This is a genomic window from Bradyrhizobium sp. SZCCHNS1022 (assembly GCF_032484835.1).
GTDB lineage: Bacteria > Pseudomonadota > Alphaproteobacteria > Rhizobiales > Xanthobacteraceae > Bradyrhizobium.
Genome location: NZ_JAUETT010000008.1, coordinates 23,445 through 40,925, shown reverse-complemented (window position 1 = coordinate 40,925; position 17,481 = coordinate 23,445). Strand labels below are relative to the sequence as shown.

Below are 17,481 nucleotides of genomic sequence, written 5' to 3'. Positions count from 1 at the left end.
CTCAGGCGCTCGCCGGCGCGGCTTCGAACACGGCGGTCAGAATGACGATCCGGCCTTCCAGCAGATTCCGTCCGAGATTGGCGGACAGTTCTGCGAAATCCGGACCCATCACCACGCCGAGATTGGGCGACGGTGGCGGCCCCGAGGCGCGCAGTCGCGCGATCCAGGCTTTTGCCGCCTCGGTATCGTCGCGCCAGACCAGCGTTCGGAAGCCCGCCGATTCGATCGTCTCGCGCGTTGCGTCCGCGGTCAGCAGAAAGCTCGTCGCCGCGGTCCGTGCCCAGGGTACGGGATAGTGCGGCTCGGCGCCGTTCGAGACGACGTCGAAGATCGCGAACCTGCCGCCTGCCTTCAGCACGCGCCGGATCTCGCGATACAGCCGTGCCCGTTCCGCGATATTCATCGCGACGTGCTGCATGAGAACGGCATCGAATGCGCCATCGCCGAAGGGCAGCTCCAGGGCGCTTGCGACTTGGAATGACACCTGCCCGCTTTGCCTCGTGCGCTCGGTCAAATAGCGCGCGGCCTCCACGAACGGGACGCTGAGGTCGATGCCGGTCACCTTGCAGCCGCAGCTCGCGGCGACAAAGCGCGCCGGACCGCCAACGCCTGAGCCGACGTCCAGAACCGACGTGTCGGCGGTGATTCCGGCCAGCTTGGCCAGTTCGTCGGTCGCGGCAAGCCCGATGCTGTGAAACTGGTCGAGACCAGCGAGCTGTCGCGGGTCGAGACGCTGATCCTCCGAGCCGAACGCGGCGAGCGCCGCCTTCAGCCGCTCCGTCAGACCCGTCGCCCGGTAATGGTTGCGTACACCATCAAGCGCATCGTTCATGGCGGTCCTCCTGATCGGCACGGATGCCGGTTGCAGCTCATGAGATACGCTCGCTTTCCCCGGACAACTATTCGCGATAATGTCGATGGGCCATGAAGCAGAGCTTCACAGTCCGGCAGGGTGCGCTCGACGGCATCGAGGCCTTCCTCGGCGTCGCGAAACACCGCAACTTTCGCAGAGCGGCGGCGGAGCTTGGCGTGACGCCGTCCGCGATCAGCCAGGCGATCAGGGCGCTCGAGACACGTCTCGGCGCAGCCCTCTTCATTCGCACGACCCGCAGTGTCGGGCTGACGGAGGCTGGCACGCGTTTCCTGTCCCGTGCGAAGCCGGCCTTCGAGGAACTCGTGGCCGCCAGCGAGACCGCGCGTGACCTCGGACGGCGGCCAACCGGACTGCTGCGGCTTTCGGTGCCGCGCGCGGTTCTGCCGGTCCTCCTGCAGCCGCTGATCGCATCCTTCTGCAAGGCCTATCCGGAGATCGAAGTCGAGATTGCCGCAGGCGAGGAGCTGGTCGACCTTGCGGCCGCGGGTTTCGATGCCGGTATCCGATTGGGGCAATTCATCGCGGCCGACATGGTCGCGGTGCGGCTGTCCCCGCCGTTTCGCCTCGTGATGGTCGGCAGCCCGGCTTATTTCGGCGGCAACCGGCGGCCCCAACGCCCGGACGATTTGCGTCATCACCGCTGTATCAGGCTGCGGCGCTCCAACGGTGCAGTCGGATCGTGGACGCTCAACGATGGCGACCGCTCCATCGAGATTGCGGTCAGCGGTCCGCTCATCGCCAACGATTTTACAACCATGCTCGGCGCGGCCGTCGAAGGCGTGGGGTTGGCGCAACTTCCCGAGCCGGTGGCCGCCGAGCCATTGCGCGCTGGAAAGCTCGTACAGGTTCTGGCGCCGTTCGCGCCAACCGCGCCGGGGGTCTTCCTCTACTATCCGGCGCATCGCGAGATCATGCCGAAGCTCCGCGCCTTCGTCGATCATGCGAAAAGCCACTCGCCGGCGATGCGGCGGTCCCGAACCAGGACCGCCTGATAACCTGCTGGCCAGTCGGAGGTAGCAGCCGGAATGCATGCCGCGATCAGGCCTTTTGGCGTTGAGAATGACGGTGGCGAGCGCTCGCCAGTCTCGCGGCAGGCCCGCGCGCGCCCTCAAAGGAGGCGGGACGCTCCTAATCGATTTTCGAAGATGAAACCGGAATATTTTTTGCGCGCATGATGGCCACCATGCCCAAAGCCGTCGGGTGGCCGTAAGTTGACCTACGTCAACAGTGCATTGCTTCGGGCTTCTTACACTGCGTGACGTCACCTGAGGGAGAGCCCCATGCGCGTGCAGGCAACCACATTCTTTGCAGCGACTTTGGTGTTGGCGATCTTCGCCTCGCCCGCCTCAGCCCAACCCGGGCCAAGCGCGACGCAAGGCTGGGGCCCCGGCATGATGATGGGCCCCGGAATGATGGGAGGACGCGGCTTCGGCTTTTTCTGCCACCCGCGCATGGCGGGGTTTGCAGAGTGGCGCATCTCCGCGATCGAGGCCGCCGTCAAGCCGAACGACACCCAGCGCGCACGCCTCGACGAATTGAAGGCGGCGTCCGCCAAGGCAGCTGACATCATCACGAAGGACTGTCCGACGGCGCTCCCGGCCAAAGCGACCGACCGCCTCGCCCTGGCCGAACAGCGGCTCGATGCCATGCAGCAGGCCATCAAGATAGTCCGGCCAGCCTTTCAGGCCTTTTACGATTCACTCGACGACAAGCAGAAGGCGACGCTGGATGCCAGCGGACCCCGCCATTGGGGATGGCACCACTGGCACTGGCCCTGGAGCGAGGATTAGTGGAATCGCCGCTCGCGCAGCGTCACGGCGTGCGCAGTCGGTCCCAACGTGCGGCACGACAACCGGCCAAAGGAAAGCGCACCACCTGACCAGCGGGCGAAACGCACAGGTTGCGCCCGCATCGGCCACACTTGACGCAGCGGCCCATCGCACAAACGACGTCCGACTGCGCGATCACGGAAGATCCGTAGCAGCGTAATGCGCCGCCGTTCGTGAGCAGCTCAGCGTGAGAACACGCGCGGCATCTGCACGCCACGCGTGTATCCGCAAGCACGCTTCCCCTCTCCCGCCCAGGCCGAGCTGCAGGGGTGTCTGCGCCGCGCGGTATTCGAAGACGGCGCGAGTCGACATTCACGTAAACCCAATCGCAACAGCCCGATGCGATCTTTCGCAGGTTGGCCGAACTCGCCTGGATCCGTCTGCACGCGCTGGGAACGCGATCCCGCTGCACGAAAACGGTCAAGGGCGTCTTCGCCGCGGACATCGCCAACAAGCAAAGAGATCAAAGGTCTCTACCGCGTCGAGAACGGGATCTTGGAGGGCATGGCATGATGGGCGTCAGCCGAACAGCAAACCGGGCGATCGCCCTCTTGGCCCGCTTTTCGCGGGACAGCAACGCCAACATCGCGGTCACATTCGCAGTGGCGCTGTTGCCGATCCTCGCGGCGATCGGCTGCGCGACCGACTACTCGATGGCGATGCGCATCAAGACGAAGCTCCAGTCCGCGGCAGATGCCGCGAGCATCGCCTCGATCGCGGTCAATTCGGCAGGCTACAACGCGGCGATGTCGATGACATCGGACGGATCCGTTGCGGCCGGCATCACCGAGGCGAACAACATCTTCAACGGCGATGCGTCCACGGCGAGCGGCTACACCATAGTGTCGGAAACCAGCACCGTCACCAAGACCGGCTCCACATTGACGTCGCAAGTGCAATTCACGGCCAACGTTCCGGTCACCTTCCTGGTCGTGCTCGGCTATCAGAACCTGACGGTCAGCGGCAAGTCGTCTTCCTCGACCACGTTGCCGCTCTATCTCGACTTCTATCTGACGCTCGATGTCTCGGGATCGATGGGGCTGCCGTCGACAACGGCGGAAGCTCAGCGGATGCAGGCGGTCAGCCCGGACAACTACAGGCAATACCCCACCGGATGCACCCTCGCCTGCCATTTTTCCCCGCAGAACAGCGCCTGCACCGATTCGGGCACGCAAGGATATCCCACCAACAATTATTGCCTCGGCTATGCGATCTCGCGCGTCAGTCAGAGCGGATACAAGAACCTGCTGACCACCAACCGCAACTACCCCAAGGGCGTTCAACTGCCGTCCTGGATCGTGTCCGGCCTGCCGAACTCGCTCTACAACAACCTGCCGACCGTCGCGAACTGCCCGACCGACGGCACGGATGCGTGTATCCAGCTGCGGCTGGACGCGGTCGGCTATGCCGTGAACCAGCTGTTCGTGACGGCGAACAATACCAAGAAGGTCAGCAACCAGTTCAGGATCGGCCTCTATCCCTTCATCCGCTATCTCTATTCCTACTTCCCGCTCACCAGCAACATCAACGGCTCGACGACCGATTCGTCGACCATCAACTATGCCGCGGCCAACCTTGCGACGCTTCTCGACACGAACACCAATAGCTATCTCGGCTCGGGCGGCACGCATATCGACACGGCCTTATCCAGCGTCAACAACCTGATCGTCAGCGTGGGCAACGGCAGCGCCTCGAACAACACCTTGCCCTACGTGTTCCTGGTCACCGACGGTGCGCAGGACCCGCAGGTGAAGGGCGTCCCCAACGGCTCCTGGTCCGGCAGCAACCATGCCACCGTGATCGATCCGAGCACTTCCTGCAGCCCGCTGAAAAGCCGCGGCATCATCATTGCGGTGCTGTACATTCCCTATCAGCCGATCAATCCGGTCAACGCATCGTTCGCCGGCGACGAGGACGACTACGCCAACAACAACATCCCGTATATTCCACCGAGCCTGCAGGCCTGTGCGTCGCCGGGCTTCTTCTACACGGCGAACTCGCCGGCCGACATCACGTCGGCGCTGAATGCGATGTTCAACCACGCGGTGGCCGAAGCCCATCTGACGAAATAGCAGCGAGGACGGTTTGCGAGGATCCGCCCTGGTTCAGGCTGCGGCGAACGAAACGCTCCGCCGATCCGGCCTGACCGTTCCCTCATCCCGCCGCGTTCTTCGCCGCCGCCTGCAGCAGCACCGCTTCGATCGTGTGCCGGGTCTTGTCGATGTGCTCCGTCATCGCGCTGACCGCGCGCTCGGTATCGCGCGCCAGCGCGGCCTCCATCAGCTCGCGATGCTCGCGTGCGGCATCGCGATTGCCCCGGTCGGTCTTGCGGGCGAGGTCGAGATAACGCTCATTGTGGGCGAACAGCAGATCGCGCACCCGCATCATCCAGGCGCTGCCGCAGGCCTGAGCGAGCGCGGCGTGAAACTCGCCATGCGCCACGATCCAGGCCGGCGAGAAGCTGCCGTCCGCGGCCGCGATCGGCGTGGCAGCCAGCCGATGGTGCGCGGCAACGATTGCCGTTTCCCAGGAGAGATCACCGTTGGCGATGGCGCGGCGCAGGCACTTGGTTTCGATCTCGATGCGCATGTCGGTGAGATCGCGCAGATCGGCGACCGACACCGGGGCGACGCGAAAGCCGCGCTGCGGCATCGCGGTGACGAGCCCTTCCGCCGTGAGCCGGGCGAGCGCCTCGCGGATCGCCCCGGTGCTGACCGAGAAAGCCGAGCCGAGCTCGCTGATCTTCAGCTTCTCCTCGGGCCGATAGAGGCCCGTCAGCAGGCTGGCGCGAAGCTGTTCATAGACGGTCTGGGTGGCGCTTCCGGACATGGGCGATTCTCGCTGCGGGCCGAGCCAGACTATCAAACCAAAAGTTCATTTTCTTCGAAAAATATATTTTTTGTTGCGAGACGTCAGCACGGTCCTTATGGTTGGCAAAAAGCCGCCGCCAGCGCGGCCCACCAGGGAGGTGTCCATGCGAAGCATCATCGCGATTGCAGGGCTGTTCGTCGTCTCGTCCGTGCTCGGCGCGCCTGCTCAGGCCGAAGACCCGCCCGGCGTCACCGCCACCGAAATCCGCATCGGACAGACCATGCCCTATAGCGGGCCGGTCTCCGCCTTCGGCATCCTGGGCAAGGGCGAGGTCGCCTATTTCAAGATGGTCAACGACCGCGGCGGCATCAACGGCCGCAAGGTCAACCTGCTCTCCCTCGACGACAGCTACGTGCCGCCCAAGACCGTCGAGCAGACGCGGCGGCTGATCGAGAGCGATGAGGTCTCCTTCATCTTCTCGACCATGGGCACCGCGCACAACACGGCGATCGCCAAATATCTGCAGGGCAAGAAGGTGCCGCAGCTGTTCGTGGCCTCCGGCGCCTCGAAGTTCGGCGATCCCGCACAGTTTCCGCTGGCGCTGATGGGCGTGATGGCGCCGTTCCGCAACGAAGCCCGCATGTATGCGCGCTACGCGCTGCAGAAGAAGCCCGACGCGACCTTCGCGGTGCTGGCGCAGAACGACGATTTCGGCCGCGACTATCTCGCCGGGCTGAAGGACGTGCTCGGCGAGCGCTTCGACAGCGCGGTCACGGTCGCGAGCTACGAGTCGACCGAGCCGACGATCGACTCCCAGATCGTGAAGCTGAAATCGACCGGCGCCGACGCGCTGATCATCGCCGCGACACCGAAATTCGCCGCACAGGCGATCCGCAAGACCTTCGAGATCAACTGGCGTCCGATGACGTTCCTGACCAATGTCTCGGTGTGGATGTCCTCGGTGATGGAGCCGGCCGGGCTCGAGGCCGGTACGGGCATCATCTCCACGGCCTATGTGAAGGACCCGCTCGATCCGGCCTGGGCAGACGATCCCGGCGTGAAGGGCTGGCGCGACTACATGGCCAAATACGTTCCCGACGGCGACATCCGCGATTCCAACTACGTCAACGGCTACAACAACGGCATGCTGCTGGAGCACGTCCTGAAGGCCGCGGGGAACGACCTGAGCCGCGAGAACATCCTGCGGCAGGCGCTGTCGATCAAGGACCTGGAGCTGCCGATGCTGCTGCCGGGCATCAAGGTGAACACCAGCGAGAGCGACCATCTCCCGGTCGAGCAGGTGCAGTTCATGCGCTTCACCGGCAAGCAGTGGGAGCGCTTCGGCGAAGTGCTCTCGACCAAGTAGCGAAACGCTGCACCCGGCACCGCGTGATCGCGGCAAGCAACCTGGGCGAGCGGATGCCGCTCACGCTTATCCGGGCTGCGCTTTGGCTTGGCCGTTGGACTTTCGGCGCTGAAGGCGTAGAGCTTTCCGTCGAGAACAAGAGAGCCGCGGCGCCATGTCCGAGACCGATCCCCTCACGCTCAAATTCCGCTGCCCGAAGGAGCTCGAAGGCCTGATCCCACAGCCAGTCCCGGCGACGCTGGGGCTTCCCGATTGGCTCAAGGCCATGCCGTCGACGGCCTTCAGCGCGCTCAACCAGGGCGAGGAGCAGACCATCAAGCGCTGCCCGCCTTTCGTCGACGCGATGACATCAGGCTTTCTGATTCCGCTGGTGTGCGACCTCAAGGTCGAGGACGGCGGAATCAGCTGGGACAACGAGCTGCCGCCGGGCGGCGCGATCGATTTTCCGCGCTCGCCGGTCAGCTTCCACGATGTTGCGCAGGTCACGGGATCGCCGCTGTTCGAAGCCGACCGCTTCCTCCTCAAGTTTCACAATCTGTGGACGATCGAGGCGCCGGAAGGCTGGGCGGTGTTGTTCACCCATCCGATCAACCGTTTCGATCTGCCGTTCACCACGCTGACCGGGCTGGTCGACAGCGATCGCTATCACGACTCCTTCGTGCATTTTCCGGTCCATTGGCACGACACGGCGTTCCGCGGCGTTCTTCCGAAGGGCACGCCGGTGGCTCAATGCATGCCGGTGAAGCGGCAGGCGTGGACGATGCAGACGTCCAGCTTCACCGATGAGGAGATTGCAGAGGTGCACGAGGTGCGCGACGCGCTGAAACGCGAGCAGGGACTCTATCGCAAGAAGTTCAGGGCCTAGCCGTTCCCTGCGCCATCGGCTTGCAGAAATTTCGCGGCGGCGCTCGGGCGGAAGAAGAAGCGGCCATGCGAGCTGGCCGCCAGCGCATAGGCGGCGCGGGTGAGCAGATGCGGCCGGCCGCGCAACAATGTGCGCAGCGCCGCCTGCGCGCCGTCGCGCTCGCCCATTTCGAGCAGGCACATCGCCAGACTGGCGCGCGACTGCGTATCGTCGGGCCGCAAGCCGAGCGCGCGGCGGAAGGTGTCGGCAGCATCGGCATAGGCGCCGTCCAGAAACTGCACCGAGGCGAGCTCGATCAGGATATCGGGACGTCCGGGTGCGGCGTCCCGCGCCGCCACGAGGTTCGCATGCGCGCGTGCCCGGTCATTGGTCCGCAGACACAGGCGGGCGAGGTCGAGCTTCAGGTCGACGCTGTCAGGAGACAGAGCCAGCGCATCCTCGATGACGCCGATGGCGTCATGGATCTGGCCCGCCTTGGCCAGCCGACCGGCCAGCTCCTGGAACGACGGCAGATAGGGCGGACGCCGCGCCGCGGTCCTGCGCAGCTGCGCGATGCCGTCGGCCGAACGCCGTGCATCGCAGAGCGCTGCGCCCAACAGGGTTTCGATCTCGGGATCAGTGCCGCGAAGCGCCGCCTTCTCCAGCGGTCCGATCGCCTCGCCGGCGCGCTGCTGGCCGAGCAGCGCATGCGCCAGAACAAGAAGTGCCGTCCGGTCGGTCCGGCTGGCTTTCAGGATCGAGGCGGCGATCTGCTCGGCGCGGGCGAACTGCCGCGCGCGCAGCGCGTGGATCGCTTCCTGCAGAGCCTGAGCCTGCAAATTTTTCCGCCGTTCACTCACGCGCTTCTGTCACGACTTGCGGGGACATGTCAGCACTAGCCCGATGGCCGAGGGGTGTCCAGCAACGCGCTCAGCCGAACAATGGCGTTCCCGGAACGAACGCGTCGAAGGCCGCCCAGAACTGCTCGCGATAGCGGTCCTGCTCCTGCAGGATCTCGTGCTTGGCGCCGGCAATGACGAGATGCGAGCCGGCACGCAGATGATAGGCGAACTCCTCGATCGCCGAGGTCGAGACCACGGCATCGTTGGAGGCGGCCAGCATCAGGACCGGCTGGCGGATCTGCGAGGGATAGTGGACGCCGCGGAAAGTGACCATGGCCGAGAAGGCGGCATCGGCCCATGCCACGGTCGGCGACGCGATGCCGAGCGTCGGGTCCTCCTCCAGGATCGCCGCGTTCCGGGCGTAACGCACGGGATCCGAGGTGACGGGATTGCTGACGAACGGCTCGAGCCCGGCCATCCTGTCGTTGCCGCCGGGCACATAGCTGCCGCCCTGCCCGGCGAAGCGCAGCACCTTCAACAAGAGCCGCGCCGGCAACGCGGTGCGCCGGCCCGGCAGGTCGATCATCGGCGCCGACAGCACCATGCGGTCGAACCAGCGCTTGCCCGCATGGGCAAGCCTGAGCAGCACCGTGCCGCCCATCGAATGCGCCAGCGCGAAATGCGGCGGCGGACAATCCGGCAGCACCACCTGCTGGACAAAGGTCTCGACATCGACTTCGTAATCGGCGAACGAGCGCACATAGCCCTTGCGGGGATCGCGCAGGCGGCGCGACGAATGGCCCTGTCCGCGCCAGTCGAGGATCGCCACCGCGAAGCCGCGGTCGCGCAGGTCCCGCACCGTCTCGAAATACTTCTCGATCATCTCGCTGCGGCCGGTGAAGATGCAGACCGTGCCCTTGCGGCCCGAAGGCGCCGCCCAGCGCGCAAAGCGCAGCTCGGCGCCATCAGGGGTCTTGATGGTGCCGGCGACGACGTTTTCCGGGACGGGATTGGCAGGGATCGAGACGAGCGTCATGAGGCGCGATCGAATAGGTCAATGAAGCCGGGAATCAAGGGTGAACGAAGCGAAAAAGAGGGACGGCAAGATCAGCTTGAACGGCGCCGCATAAGACCCATATCAGCAGCGTGCAGGCCGCTACCAGTGCTTTCGGACGACATCCGGAACATCAGGCTGCACGACGCGGCCCGGCCCGATGGCGGGCGGGTCATTCGAAACAGTCGCTCAATTGGAGGACTTTCATGCGTACCTACGATCTCACCCCCTTCTACCGCTCCACCGTCGGCTTCGACCGTCTCTTCAACCTGCTCGACCAGGCCACCTCCGACGGCAGCCCCGGCTACCCGCCCTACAACATCGAGCGCACCGGCGAGAATGCCTACCGCATCACGGTCGCGGTATCCGGCTTCGGCAAGGATGACCTCTCGATCGTCGCCAAGGAAAACACGCTGACCATCAAGGGCGAGAAGGCCGCCAACGAGAACGCCAAGGCCAAGAGCGACGTGCTGTATCGCGGCATCGCCGCGCGCGCCTTCGAGCGCTCGTTCCAGCTCGCCGACCATGTGGTGGTCAAGAATGCCAGCCTCGAGAACGGCCTGCTCCATGTCGACCTCGAGCGCGAGATTCCCGAGGCCAAGAAGCCCCGCAGCATCCCGATCCAGACCGGCGCGCAGCAGCCGGTAATCGAGGGCTCGGCCGACAAGGCCGCCGCATAAGGCGATCCCGAACTATTCTGAATAATGCAACGCCCCGGGCCTCCGGGGCGTTCTTGTTTGCGCCGGTACCTTTTCCCGTCTGTTGCACTGCGATCAAACGACCGTGATGCAGTAATGGCGCACCGCTCCACGACGAAGACGAGAGCGTGACCAGATCGAGCCTCTTTTTCAGTTCCTCATGGAGCAAACCGATGAACCTCCTTCGCACTCTCACGCTTGCCGCCGCTGCATTGATTGCGGCCGGCACCGCCGCCTCTGCCGCACCGGCCGAGCCTGTCAAAGCCAATAATGTCGTGCTGGTGCACGGCGCCTGGGCGGACGGCTCGAGCTGGGCCAAGGTCATTCCCTATCTGCAGGCGGCAGGCCTCAAGGTGACTGCGGTCCAGAATCCGCTCACCTCTCTTGAGGATTCCGCCGCCGCCACCCGCCGCGCGCTGGCGCTGCAGGACGGGCCGACCGTGCTGGTCGGCCATTCCTGGGCCGGCACCGTCGTCAGCGAGGTCGGCACCGATCCCAAGGTCAGCGCACTCGTCTATATCGCCGCGCGGGCGCCGGATGCCGGCGAAGACTTCTTGGCGTTGGCCGGCAAGTTTCCCAATCCGCCGGCACGGGCCGGCATCGTCAACCATGACGGCGAGACCAAGCTGTCGGAGGATGCGTTCCTGAAGTACTTCGCCAATGGCGTCGATGCGACGACGGCGAAGGAGCTCTATGCGGTGCAATGGCCGACCGCCGCCTCGATCTTTGCAGGCCGCACCACGGCAGCGGCCTGGCACGACAAGCCTTCCTTCTATGCAGTCTCAAAGGAAGACAAGACCATCGATCCGGATTTCGAGCGCTTCCTTGCCAAGCGGATGAAGGCCACCACGATCGAACTGGATGCCGGCCACCTGTCGCTGGTCTCGCATCCGAAGGAGGTCGCGGACCTGATCCTGAAGGCAGCGGGACGGGCGGAGTAACAGGCGAGGCCAGTTCCCGGTCGATAAGCGATAGGCCAAGCTCCGGCTTCCTACTCCAGCCCCTGCACCGGCGGCATGGCCTGCGTCGGCAGCACCCGCGGCATAGGCTTCTGCTCTGCCGCAGGCTTCGGCGGCGTAACGGACGCCGTGGTCTGGGGAGCTGGCTTCGGCTCCGCCGCAGGCTGCGGCTGAGTGACGGTGGCCGTGGCCTGCGGCGCCGGCGGGCTCTCGACCGGCTTCGCCTCGGCAGGCTTGGGATTGAGGGCCGCGGTCTGTGCCGCCGGAGCGGCCGGCCTGACCGCGGGTGCGGCCAGCTTCGGCGCGGGTGGAAGCGCAACGCGGCTCGCCACCCGCGGCGACGGCACGGGCGCCGGCGGCATGAGCCGCGGATCGGCCCGGATCACCGTCGGCGGCGGCAGGCTGTCGATCTGGCCGCGCGGCGGCGCATAGCGCATCCGCTCGTAGTCGCCGCCCCACCGGGAGGCCGGGACGAAGCGGACGATGCGCCCGGATACGGCGTCGATCACGAGCTTGCCGTCCTCGCCGTCGCGATCGAGCACGGCGACGACATAGACATGACCACGCTGCCGCGGCGCGCCCAGAGGCGAGAAGCCGTGGTCGCGCAGGATCGCATAGACCTCGTGTGCCGGCAGGAACGCCGGAGCGTAGCCGTAGTCCGGCGCATAGCCCTCCGGCCGGTACAGCCGCTGCGGCGGGTAGCGGTCATCGGGCCGATACGCATAATCCGGAGCTGGAGCCGGCCCCGGCGCATAACCGTAGGGCGGCGGGGCCGGAACCGGCGCTGGCGGAAGCGGCTGGTCGGCATAAGGGCCGTCGAAATCCGACACCGCGCGGTAAGACGGCGCCAGCGGCTCGGCCTGCGCTGCGGCTGCTGCGATCAAGGCGGCCGAAACGGCACCAAGGGATAATTTCATGGCTTCACGCTCCTGAATGCCCCTGCACCTCGGAGCTTTACGCGCCTGAGGCGTTGGGGCGGAGACGTTCGGCCCCGATTCTGGCGGTCCTTGGCCGGGGCTGCGGCCGGATCACGGCGGCTGATCGCAATCGGTAATGCGATGGCCGGCCCGATTTCACGAAAAGTCCTGCTGGGAAGGCAGGTCCTACTGCGCGCGCCGGGACACTGCGGCCCTTGTATGATAAAGAAAGGTTTGACATGGTGAAGCGTTAGGACAGAATGACTGTCTCAAATTTCGTTGCAAAGAGTGCCTGACCTTTGCAATGATATTGCGGCGCCGAAGGGCGCTGTGACATGACAGGCAGACGTACCAGGCTCGGGCCGTCCGTTGGGACATTCACCCGGACCCCAGCCTGAATTCTGAAAATGCGGCTCGCTGATGAGGACGAGCGTGGGTTCCGGAGAGGGGCCGCGCGACGACCGAGGTGCGCCGGACGGTGGTGGTGGCAAGGCCCAGACCGAAAAAGACGAGGGATGGACATGAGCGGGTCGATGAAGCACGAACAATCGGGTGGCGCAGTGCTGGCGACGGATTCCCGCTTCAAACCGGCCGAGACCACCCACGAAATCCACAAGGAACTTCACACCTGGCGCCCGGAGGCCGAGGGTCTCTATGACCCGGCTCAGGAGAAGGATTCCTGCGGCGTCGGCTTCATCGCCAACATCAAGGGCCAGAAGTCTCACCAGATCGTTGCGGATGCGCTGAGCATCCTGTGCAACCTCGAGCATCGTGGTGCCGTCGGCGCCGACCCGCGCTTCGGCGACGGCGCCGGCATCCTGGTGCAGATCCCGCATGCGTTCTTCTCGCGCAAGGCGACCGAGCTCGGCTTCAAGCTGCCGGCGCCCGGCGAATATGCCATCGGCGCGCTGTTCATGCCGCGCGACGAGGCCTGGCGCAACGTCATCAAGAGCATCATCGCCGACCAGATCGAGGACGAAGGCCTGGTGCTGCTCGGCTGGCGCGACGTGCCCACCGACAACTCCTCGCTGGGCGTCACCGTGAAGCCGACCGAGCCGCGCACCATGCAGGTGTTCATCGGCCGCAACGGCGCCGCCAAGACCGAGGACGAGTTCGAGCGCAAGCTCTACATCCTCCGCAAGTCGATCTCGCAGGCGATCTATCAGCGCCGCGACCGCGGCATGTCGGGCTACTACCCGTGCTCGATGTCGTGCCGGACCGTGATCTACAAGGGCATGTTCCTGGCCGACCAGCTCGGCAAATACTACGCCGATCTGCACGAGCCGGATTTCGAGAGCGCGCTGGCGCTGGTGCATCAGCGTTTCTCGACCAACACCTTCCCGACCTGGTCGCTGGCGCATCCCTACCGCATGATCGCGCACAACGGCGAGATCAACACCCTGCGTGGCAACGTCAACTGGATGGCGGCGCGCCAGGCCTCGGTCTCGTCGGAGCTGTTCGGCAAGGACATCAGCCGGCTCTGGCCGATCTCCTATGAAGGCCAGTCCGATACCGCCTGCTTCGACAACGCGCTCGAATTCCTGGTGCAGGGCGGCTACTCGCTGCCGCACGCGGTCATGATGATGATCCCGGAAGCGTGGGCCGGCAATCCGCTGATGAGCGAGGAGCGCCGCTCGTTCTACGAATATCACGCCGCCATGATGGAGCCGTGGGACGGACCGGCTGCGATCGCCTTTACCGACGGCCGCCAGATCGGCGCCACGCTTGACCGCAACGGCCTGCGTCCGGCGCGCTATCTCGTCACCAAGGACGACCGCATCGTGATGGCGTCCGAAATGGGCGTGTTGAAGATCCCGGAGGACCAGATCGTCACCAAGTGGCGGCTGCAGCCCGGCAAGATGCTGCTGGTCGATCTCGACCAGGGCCGCCTCATTCCGGACGATGAGATCAAGGCGCAGCTCGCGGCCAGCCATCCTTATAAGGAGTGGCTCGCGCGCACCCAGATCCAGGTCGAGAAGCTGCCGGATGCGCCGACCAAGGGCGCGCGCACCAACCTGCCGCTGCTCGATCGGCAGCAGGCGTTCGGCTACACCCAGGAAGACATCAGCATCCTGATGACGCCGATGGCCGCCACCGGCGAAGAGCCCACGGGCTCGATGGGCAATGACACGCCGATCTCGGCGCTGTCGGACAAGCCGAAGCTGCTGTTCACCTATTTCAAGCAGAACTTCGCCCAGGTGACCAATCCGCCGATCGATCCGATCCGCGAGGAACTGGTGATGAGCCTGGTCTCGATCATCGGACCCAGGCCGAACCTGTTCGACCTCGAGGGCGTTGCCTCGACCAAGCGGCTCGAAGTGCACCAGCCGATCCTGACCGATGCGGACCTGGAGAAGATCCGGTCGATCTCGGAAGTCTCCGACAGCCATTTCGTCTCGCGCACGCTCGACACCACCTTCGATGCCGGCCTGGGCGCGAACGGTTTGGAAGAGATGCTCGACGATCTCTGCGGCCGCGCCGAAGCCGCGGTGCGCGAGGGCGTCAACATCATCATCCTGTCGGACCGCATGGTCTCGGCCGAGCGGATCGCGATCCCCTCGCTGCTCGCCTGCGCCGCCGTGCATCATCATCTGATCCGCACCGGGCTGCGCACCTCGGTGGGCCTGGTGGTCGAATCGGGCGAGCCGCGCGAGGTGCACCACTTCGCCTGCCTCGCCGGCTACGGCGCCGAGGCGATCAACCCCTATCTCGCCTTCGAGACCATCATCGCTCTGAAGGACAAGCTGCCTGGCGCGCTGAGCGACTACGAGGTGGTGAAGCGCTACATCAAGTCGATCGGCAAGGGCCTGCTCAAGGTCATGTCCAAGATGGGCATCTCGACCTATCAATCCTATTGCGGCGCGCAGATCTTCGACGCGGTCGGGCTCAAGGGGGAGTTCGTACAGAAGTTCTTCGCCGGCACGCATAGCCGCGTCGAAGGCGTGGGGCTCGCCGAGATCGCCGAGGAAACCACGCGCCGTCACACGGACGCTTTCGGCGAGGCGCTGGTCTACAAGAGCGCGCTCGATGTCGGCGGCGAATATGCCTTCCGTAGCCGCGGCGAAGATCACGCCTGGACTGCGGAGTCGGTGTCGACCCTGCAGCATGCGGTGCGCGGCAACTCCAAGGAGCGCTACCAGGCGTTCGCGAAGATCCTCAACGAGCAATCGGAACGGCTCTTGACCTTGCGCGGCCTGTTCCGGATCAAGTCGGCCGAGGACGATAAGCGCAAGCCGGTCCCGCTCGACGAGGTCGAGCCGGCCAAGGAGATCGTCAAGCGCTTTGCCACGGGTGCGATGAGCTTCGGCTCGATCTCGCGCGAGGCGCATACGACGCTGGCGATCGCGATGAACCGGATCGGCGGCAAGTCGAACACCGGCGAAGGCGGCGAGGAAGCCGACCGCTTCAAGCCGCTGCCGAACGGCGATTCCATGCGCTCGGCGATCAAGCAGGTGGCCTCGGGCCGGTTCGGCGTGACGACGGAATATCTCGTCAACTCCGACATGATGCAGATCAAGATGGCTCAAGGAGCGAAGCCCGGCGAAGGTGGCCAGCTCCCCGGCCACAAGGTCGATGCCACCATCGCCAAGGTGCGGCATTCGACGCCGGGCGTCGGCCTGATTTCGCCGCCGCCGCATCACGACATCTATTCGATCGAAGACCTGGCGCAGCTGATCTACGACCTGAAGAACGTCAATCCGGACGGTCAGGTCTCGGTCAAGCTGGTCTCGGAAATCGGCGTCGGCACGGTCGCGGCGGGCGTCGCCAAGGCCCGTGCCGACCATGTGACGATCGCGGGCTTCGAGGGCGGCACCGGTGCCTCGCCGCTGACCTCGATCAAGCATGCCGGCTCGCCCTGGGAGATCGGCCTTGCCGAAACCCACCAGACCCTGGTGCGCGAGCGGCTGCGCAGCCGCATCGTGGTCCAGGTCGACGGCGGCTTCCGCACCGGGCGTGACGTCGTGATCGGCGCGCTGCTCGGTGCCGACGAGTTCGGCTTCGCCACCGCGCCCTTGATCGCGGCCGGCTGCATCATGATGCGCAAGTGCCATCTGAACACCTGCCCGGTCGGCGTCGCGACGCAGGACCCGGTGCTGCGCAAGCGCTTCACCGGCCAGCCCGAGCACGTCATCAACTACTTCTTCTTCGTGGCCGAAGAGGTCCGCGAGATCATGGCGAGCCTCGGCTATCGCTCCTTCAACGAGATGGTCGGCCAGGTGCAGATGCTGGATCAGTCCAAGCTGGTCGCGCATTGGAAGGCCAAGGGCCTCGATTTCTCCAAGCTGTTCGTGAAGCAGAAGGAGCAGCCGGGCCAGAAGATCTATCGTTCGGAAGCGCAGAACCATCACCTGGAGGCCGTGCTCGACCGCAAGCTGATCGAGCAGGCGCGGCCCGCGCTCGATCGCGGCGCACCGGTGAAGATCGAGGCCGAGATCAACAACACCGACCGCTCGGCCGGTGCGATGCTCTCCGGCGCGGTCGCCAAGATCTACGGCCATGCCGGCCTGCCGCATGACACGATCCATGTCAGCCTCAAGGGCACCGCGGGCCAGGCCTTCGGCGCGTGGCTGGCGCACGGCGTCACCTTCGAGCTCGAAGGCGAAGGCAACGACTATGTCGGCAAGGGCCTCTCCGGCGGCCGCATCATCGTCAAGCCGCCGCGGATCTCCGGCATCGTGCCGGAGGAATCGATCATCGTCGGCAACACCGTGATGTATGGCGCGATCTCCGGCGAGTGCTACTTCCGCGGCATCGCCGGCGAGCGCTTCGCCGTGCGCAACTCCGGCGCGGTCGCGGTGGTCGAAGGCGCCGGCGACCATTGCTGCGAGTACATGACCGGCGGCATCGTCGTCGTGCTGGGCAAGACCGGGCGCAACTTCGCGGCCGGCATGTCGGGCGGTGTCGCTTATGTGCTGGACGAGGCCGGCGACTTCGACAAGCTCTGCAACATGGCGATGGTCGAGCTCGAACCGGTGCTGTCCGAGGAGATGATCGCCGAGGACACCTACCACCAGATGAGCGATCTCGAGGCGCATGGCCGGGTCGACGTGTTCAAGAACCTGCTCGCCTCCGACGTCGAACGGCTGCATATCTTGATCTCGCGTCACGCCAAGGCGACAGGCTCCAAACGAGCGGCCGAGATCCTTTCGAACTGGAAGGACTATGCGCCGAAGTTCCGGAAGGTGATGCCGGTGGAATACCGCCGCGCGCTGAAGGAAATGGCGGCCAATGCCGACGCCGAGCCGAAGATCGCGATCGGGGCTTGATGCGGGACAAAACCGCGAGC

13 protein-coding genes are annotated in these 17,481 nt (G+C 65.2%); 8 read left to right on the top strand and 5 right to left on the bottom strand.

The genetic code is table 11. The features are described from left to right. Position 1 precedes the first annotated feature (1 nt). Positions 2-832, bottom strand: a complete 831-nt coding sequence (locus tag QX071_RS32490) for a class I SAM-dependent methyltransferase (protein WP_315706553.1) — start codon at positions 830-832, stop codon at positions 2-4. Positions 833-924: 92 nt separating this feature from the next. Between QX071_RS32490 and QX071_RS32485 the strand changes: the two genes are divergently transcribed. The 3 genes from QX071_RS32485 (at position 925) to QX071_RS32475 (ending at position 4,775) form a co-directional block, all read left to right on the top strand. After that, on the top strand, positions 925-1,866 hold the full coding sequence (locus QX071_RS32485; protein WP_315706552.1) for a LysR family transcriptional regulator: 942 nt from the start codon (positions 925-927) through the stop codon (positions 1,864-1,866). Positions 1,867-2,154: 288 nt separating this feature from the next. After that, entirely contained in the window at positions 2,155-2,664 is a 510-nt protein-coding gene (locus QX071_RS32480) for a Spy/CpxP family protein refolding chaperone (RefSeq protein ID WP_315706551.1), read from the top strand. Between the two features lie 551 nt (positions 2,665-3,215). Beyond that, a complete protein-coding gene (locus tag QX071_RS32475) occupies positions 3,216-4,775 on the top strand; it encodes a TadE/TadG family type IV pilus assembly protein (protein WP_315706694.1) in 1,560 nt (519 codons plus the stop codon). An 82-nt stretch (positions 4,776-4,857) separates the two neighbouring features. On the opposite strand, the gene QX071_RS32470 is transcribed toward QX071_RS32475, so the two are convergent. Further along, positions 4,858-5,532 (bottom strand): GntR family transcriptional regulator, encoded by a 675-nt coding sequence (locus QX071_RS32470; protein WP_315706550.1) that lies wholly within the window; start codon positions 5,530-5,532, stop codon positions 4,858-4,860. A gap of 145 nt (positions 5,533-5,677) precedes the next feature. Here QX071_RS32470 and QX071_RS32465 point away from each other — a divergent pair, with 145 nt between their 5' ends. Together QX071_RS32465 and QX071_RS32460 are read left to right on the top strand one after the other, a co-directional pair. Then, positions 5,678-6,880 (top strand): ABC transporter substrate-binding protein, encoded by a 1,203-nt coding sequence (locus QX071_RS32465; protein WP_315706549.1) that lies wholly within the window; start codon positions 5,678-5,680, stop codon positions 6,878-6,880. A gap of 154 nt (positions 6,881-7,034) precedes the next feature. After that, on the top strand, positions 7,035-7,745 hold the full coding sequence (locus QX071_RS32460; RefSeq protein WP_315706548.1) for a hypothetical protein: 711 nt from the start codon (positions 7,035-7,037) through the stop codon (positions 7,743-7,745). Here the strand turns inward: QX071_RS32460 and QX071_RS32455 are convergent. Both QX071_RS32455 and QX071_RS32450 read right to left on the bottom strand, forming a co-directional pair. Continuing rightward, positions 7,742-8,563, bottom strand: coding sequence for a tetratricopeptide repeat protein (locus tag QX071_RS32455; protein ID WP_315706547.1), 822 nt, complete (start codon positions 8,561-8,563; stop codon positions 7,742-7,744). The two genes, QX071_RS32460 and QX071_RS32455, sit on opposite strands and share 4 nt — an antisense overlap. A 91-nt stretch (positions 8,564-8,654) precedes the next feature. Further along, positions 8,655-9,602: an alpha/beta hydrolase gene (locus tag QX071_RS32450; protein WP_315706546.1), complete on the bottom strand. Its 948-nt coding sequence runs from the start codon at positions 9,600-9,602 to the stop codon at positions 8,655-8,657. A gap of 224 nt (positions 9,603-9,826) precedes the next feature. Here QX071_RS32450 and QX071_RS32445 point away from each other — a divergent pair, with 224 nt between their 5' ends. Then, entirely contained in the window at positions 9,827-10,300 is a 474-nt protein-coding gene (locus QX071_RS32445; RefSeq protein ID WP_315706545.1) for an Hsp20 family protein, read from the top strand. Positions 10,301-10,491: 191 nt separating this feature from the next. Next, entirely contained in the window at positions 10,492-11,259 is a 768-nt protein-coding gene (locus QX071_RS32440) for an alpha/beta hydrolase (protein ID WP_315706544.1), read from the top strand. A gap of 50 nt (positions 11,260-11,309) precedes the next feature. Here the strand turns inward: QX071_RS32440 and QX071_RS32435 are convergent, their stop codons facing one another. Further along, a complete protein-coding gene (locus tag QX071_RS32435; protein WP_315706543.1) occupies positions 11,310-12,194 on the bottom strand; it encodes a hypothetical protein in 885 nt (294 codons plus the stop codon). 533 nt (positions 12,195-12,727) lie between these two features. On the opposite strand from QX071_RS32435, the gene gltB reads away from it, so the two are divergent. Continuing rightward, positions 12,728-17,461: a glutamate synthase large subunit gene (gene gltB / locus QX071_RS32430; RefSeq protein ID WP_409977777.1), complete on the top strand. Its 4,734-nt coding sequence runs from the start codon at positions 12,728-12,730 to the stop codon at positions 17,459-17,461. Positions 17,462-17,481: the final 20 nt, after the last annotated feature.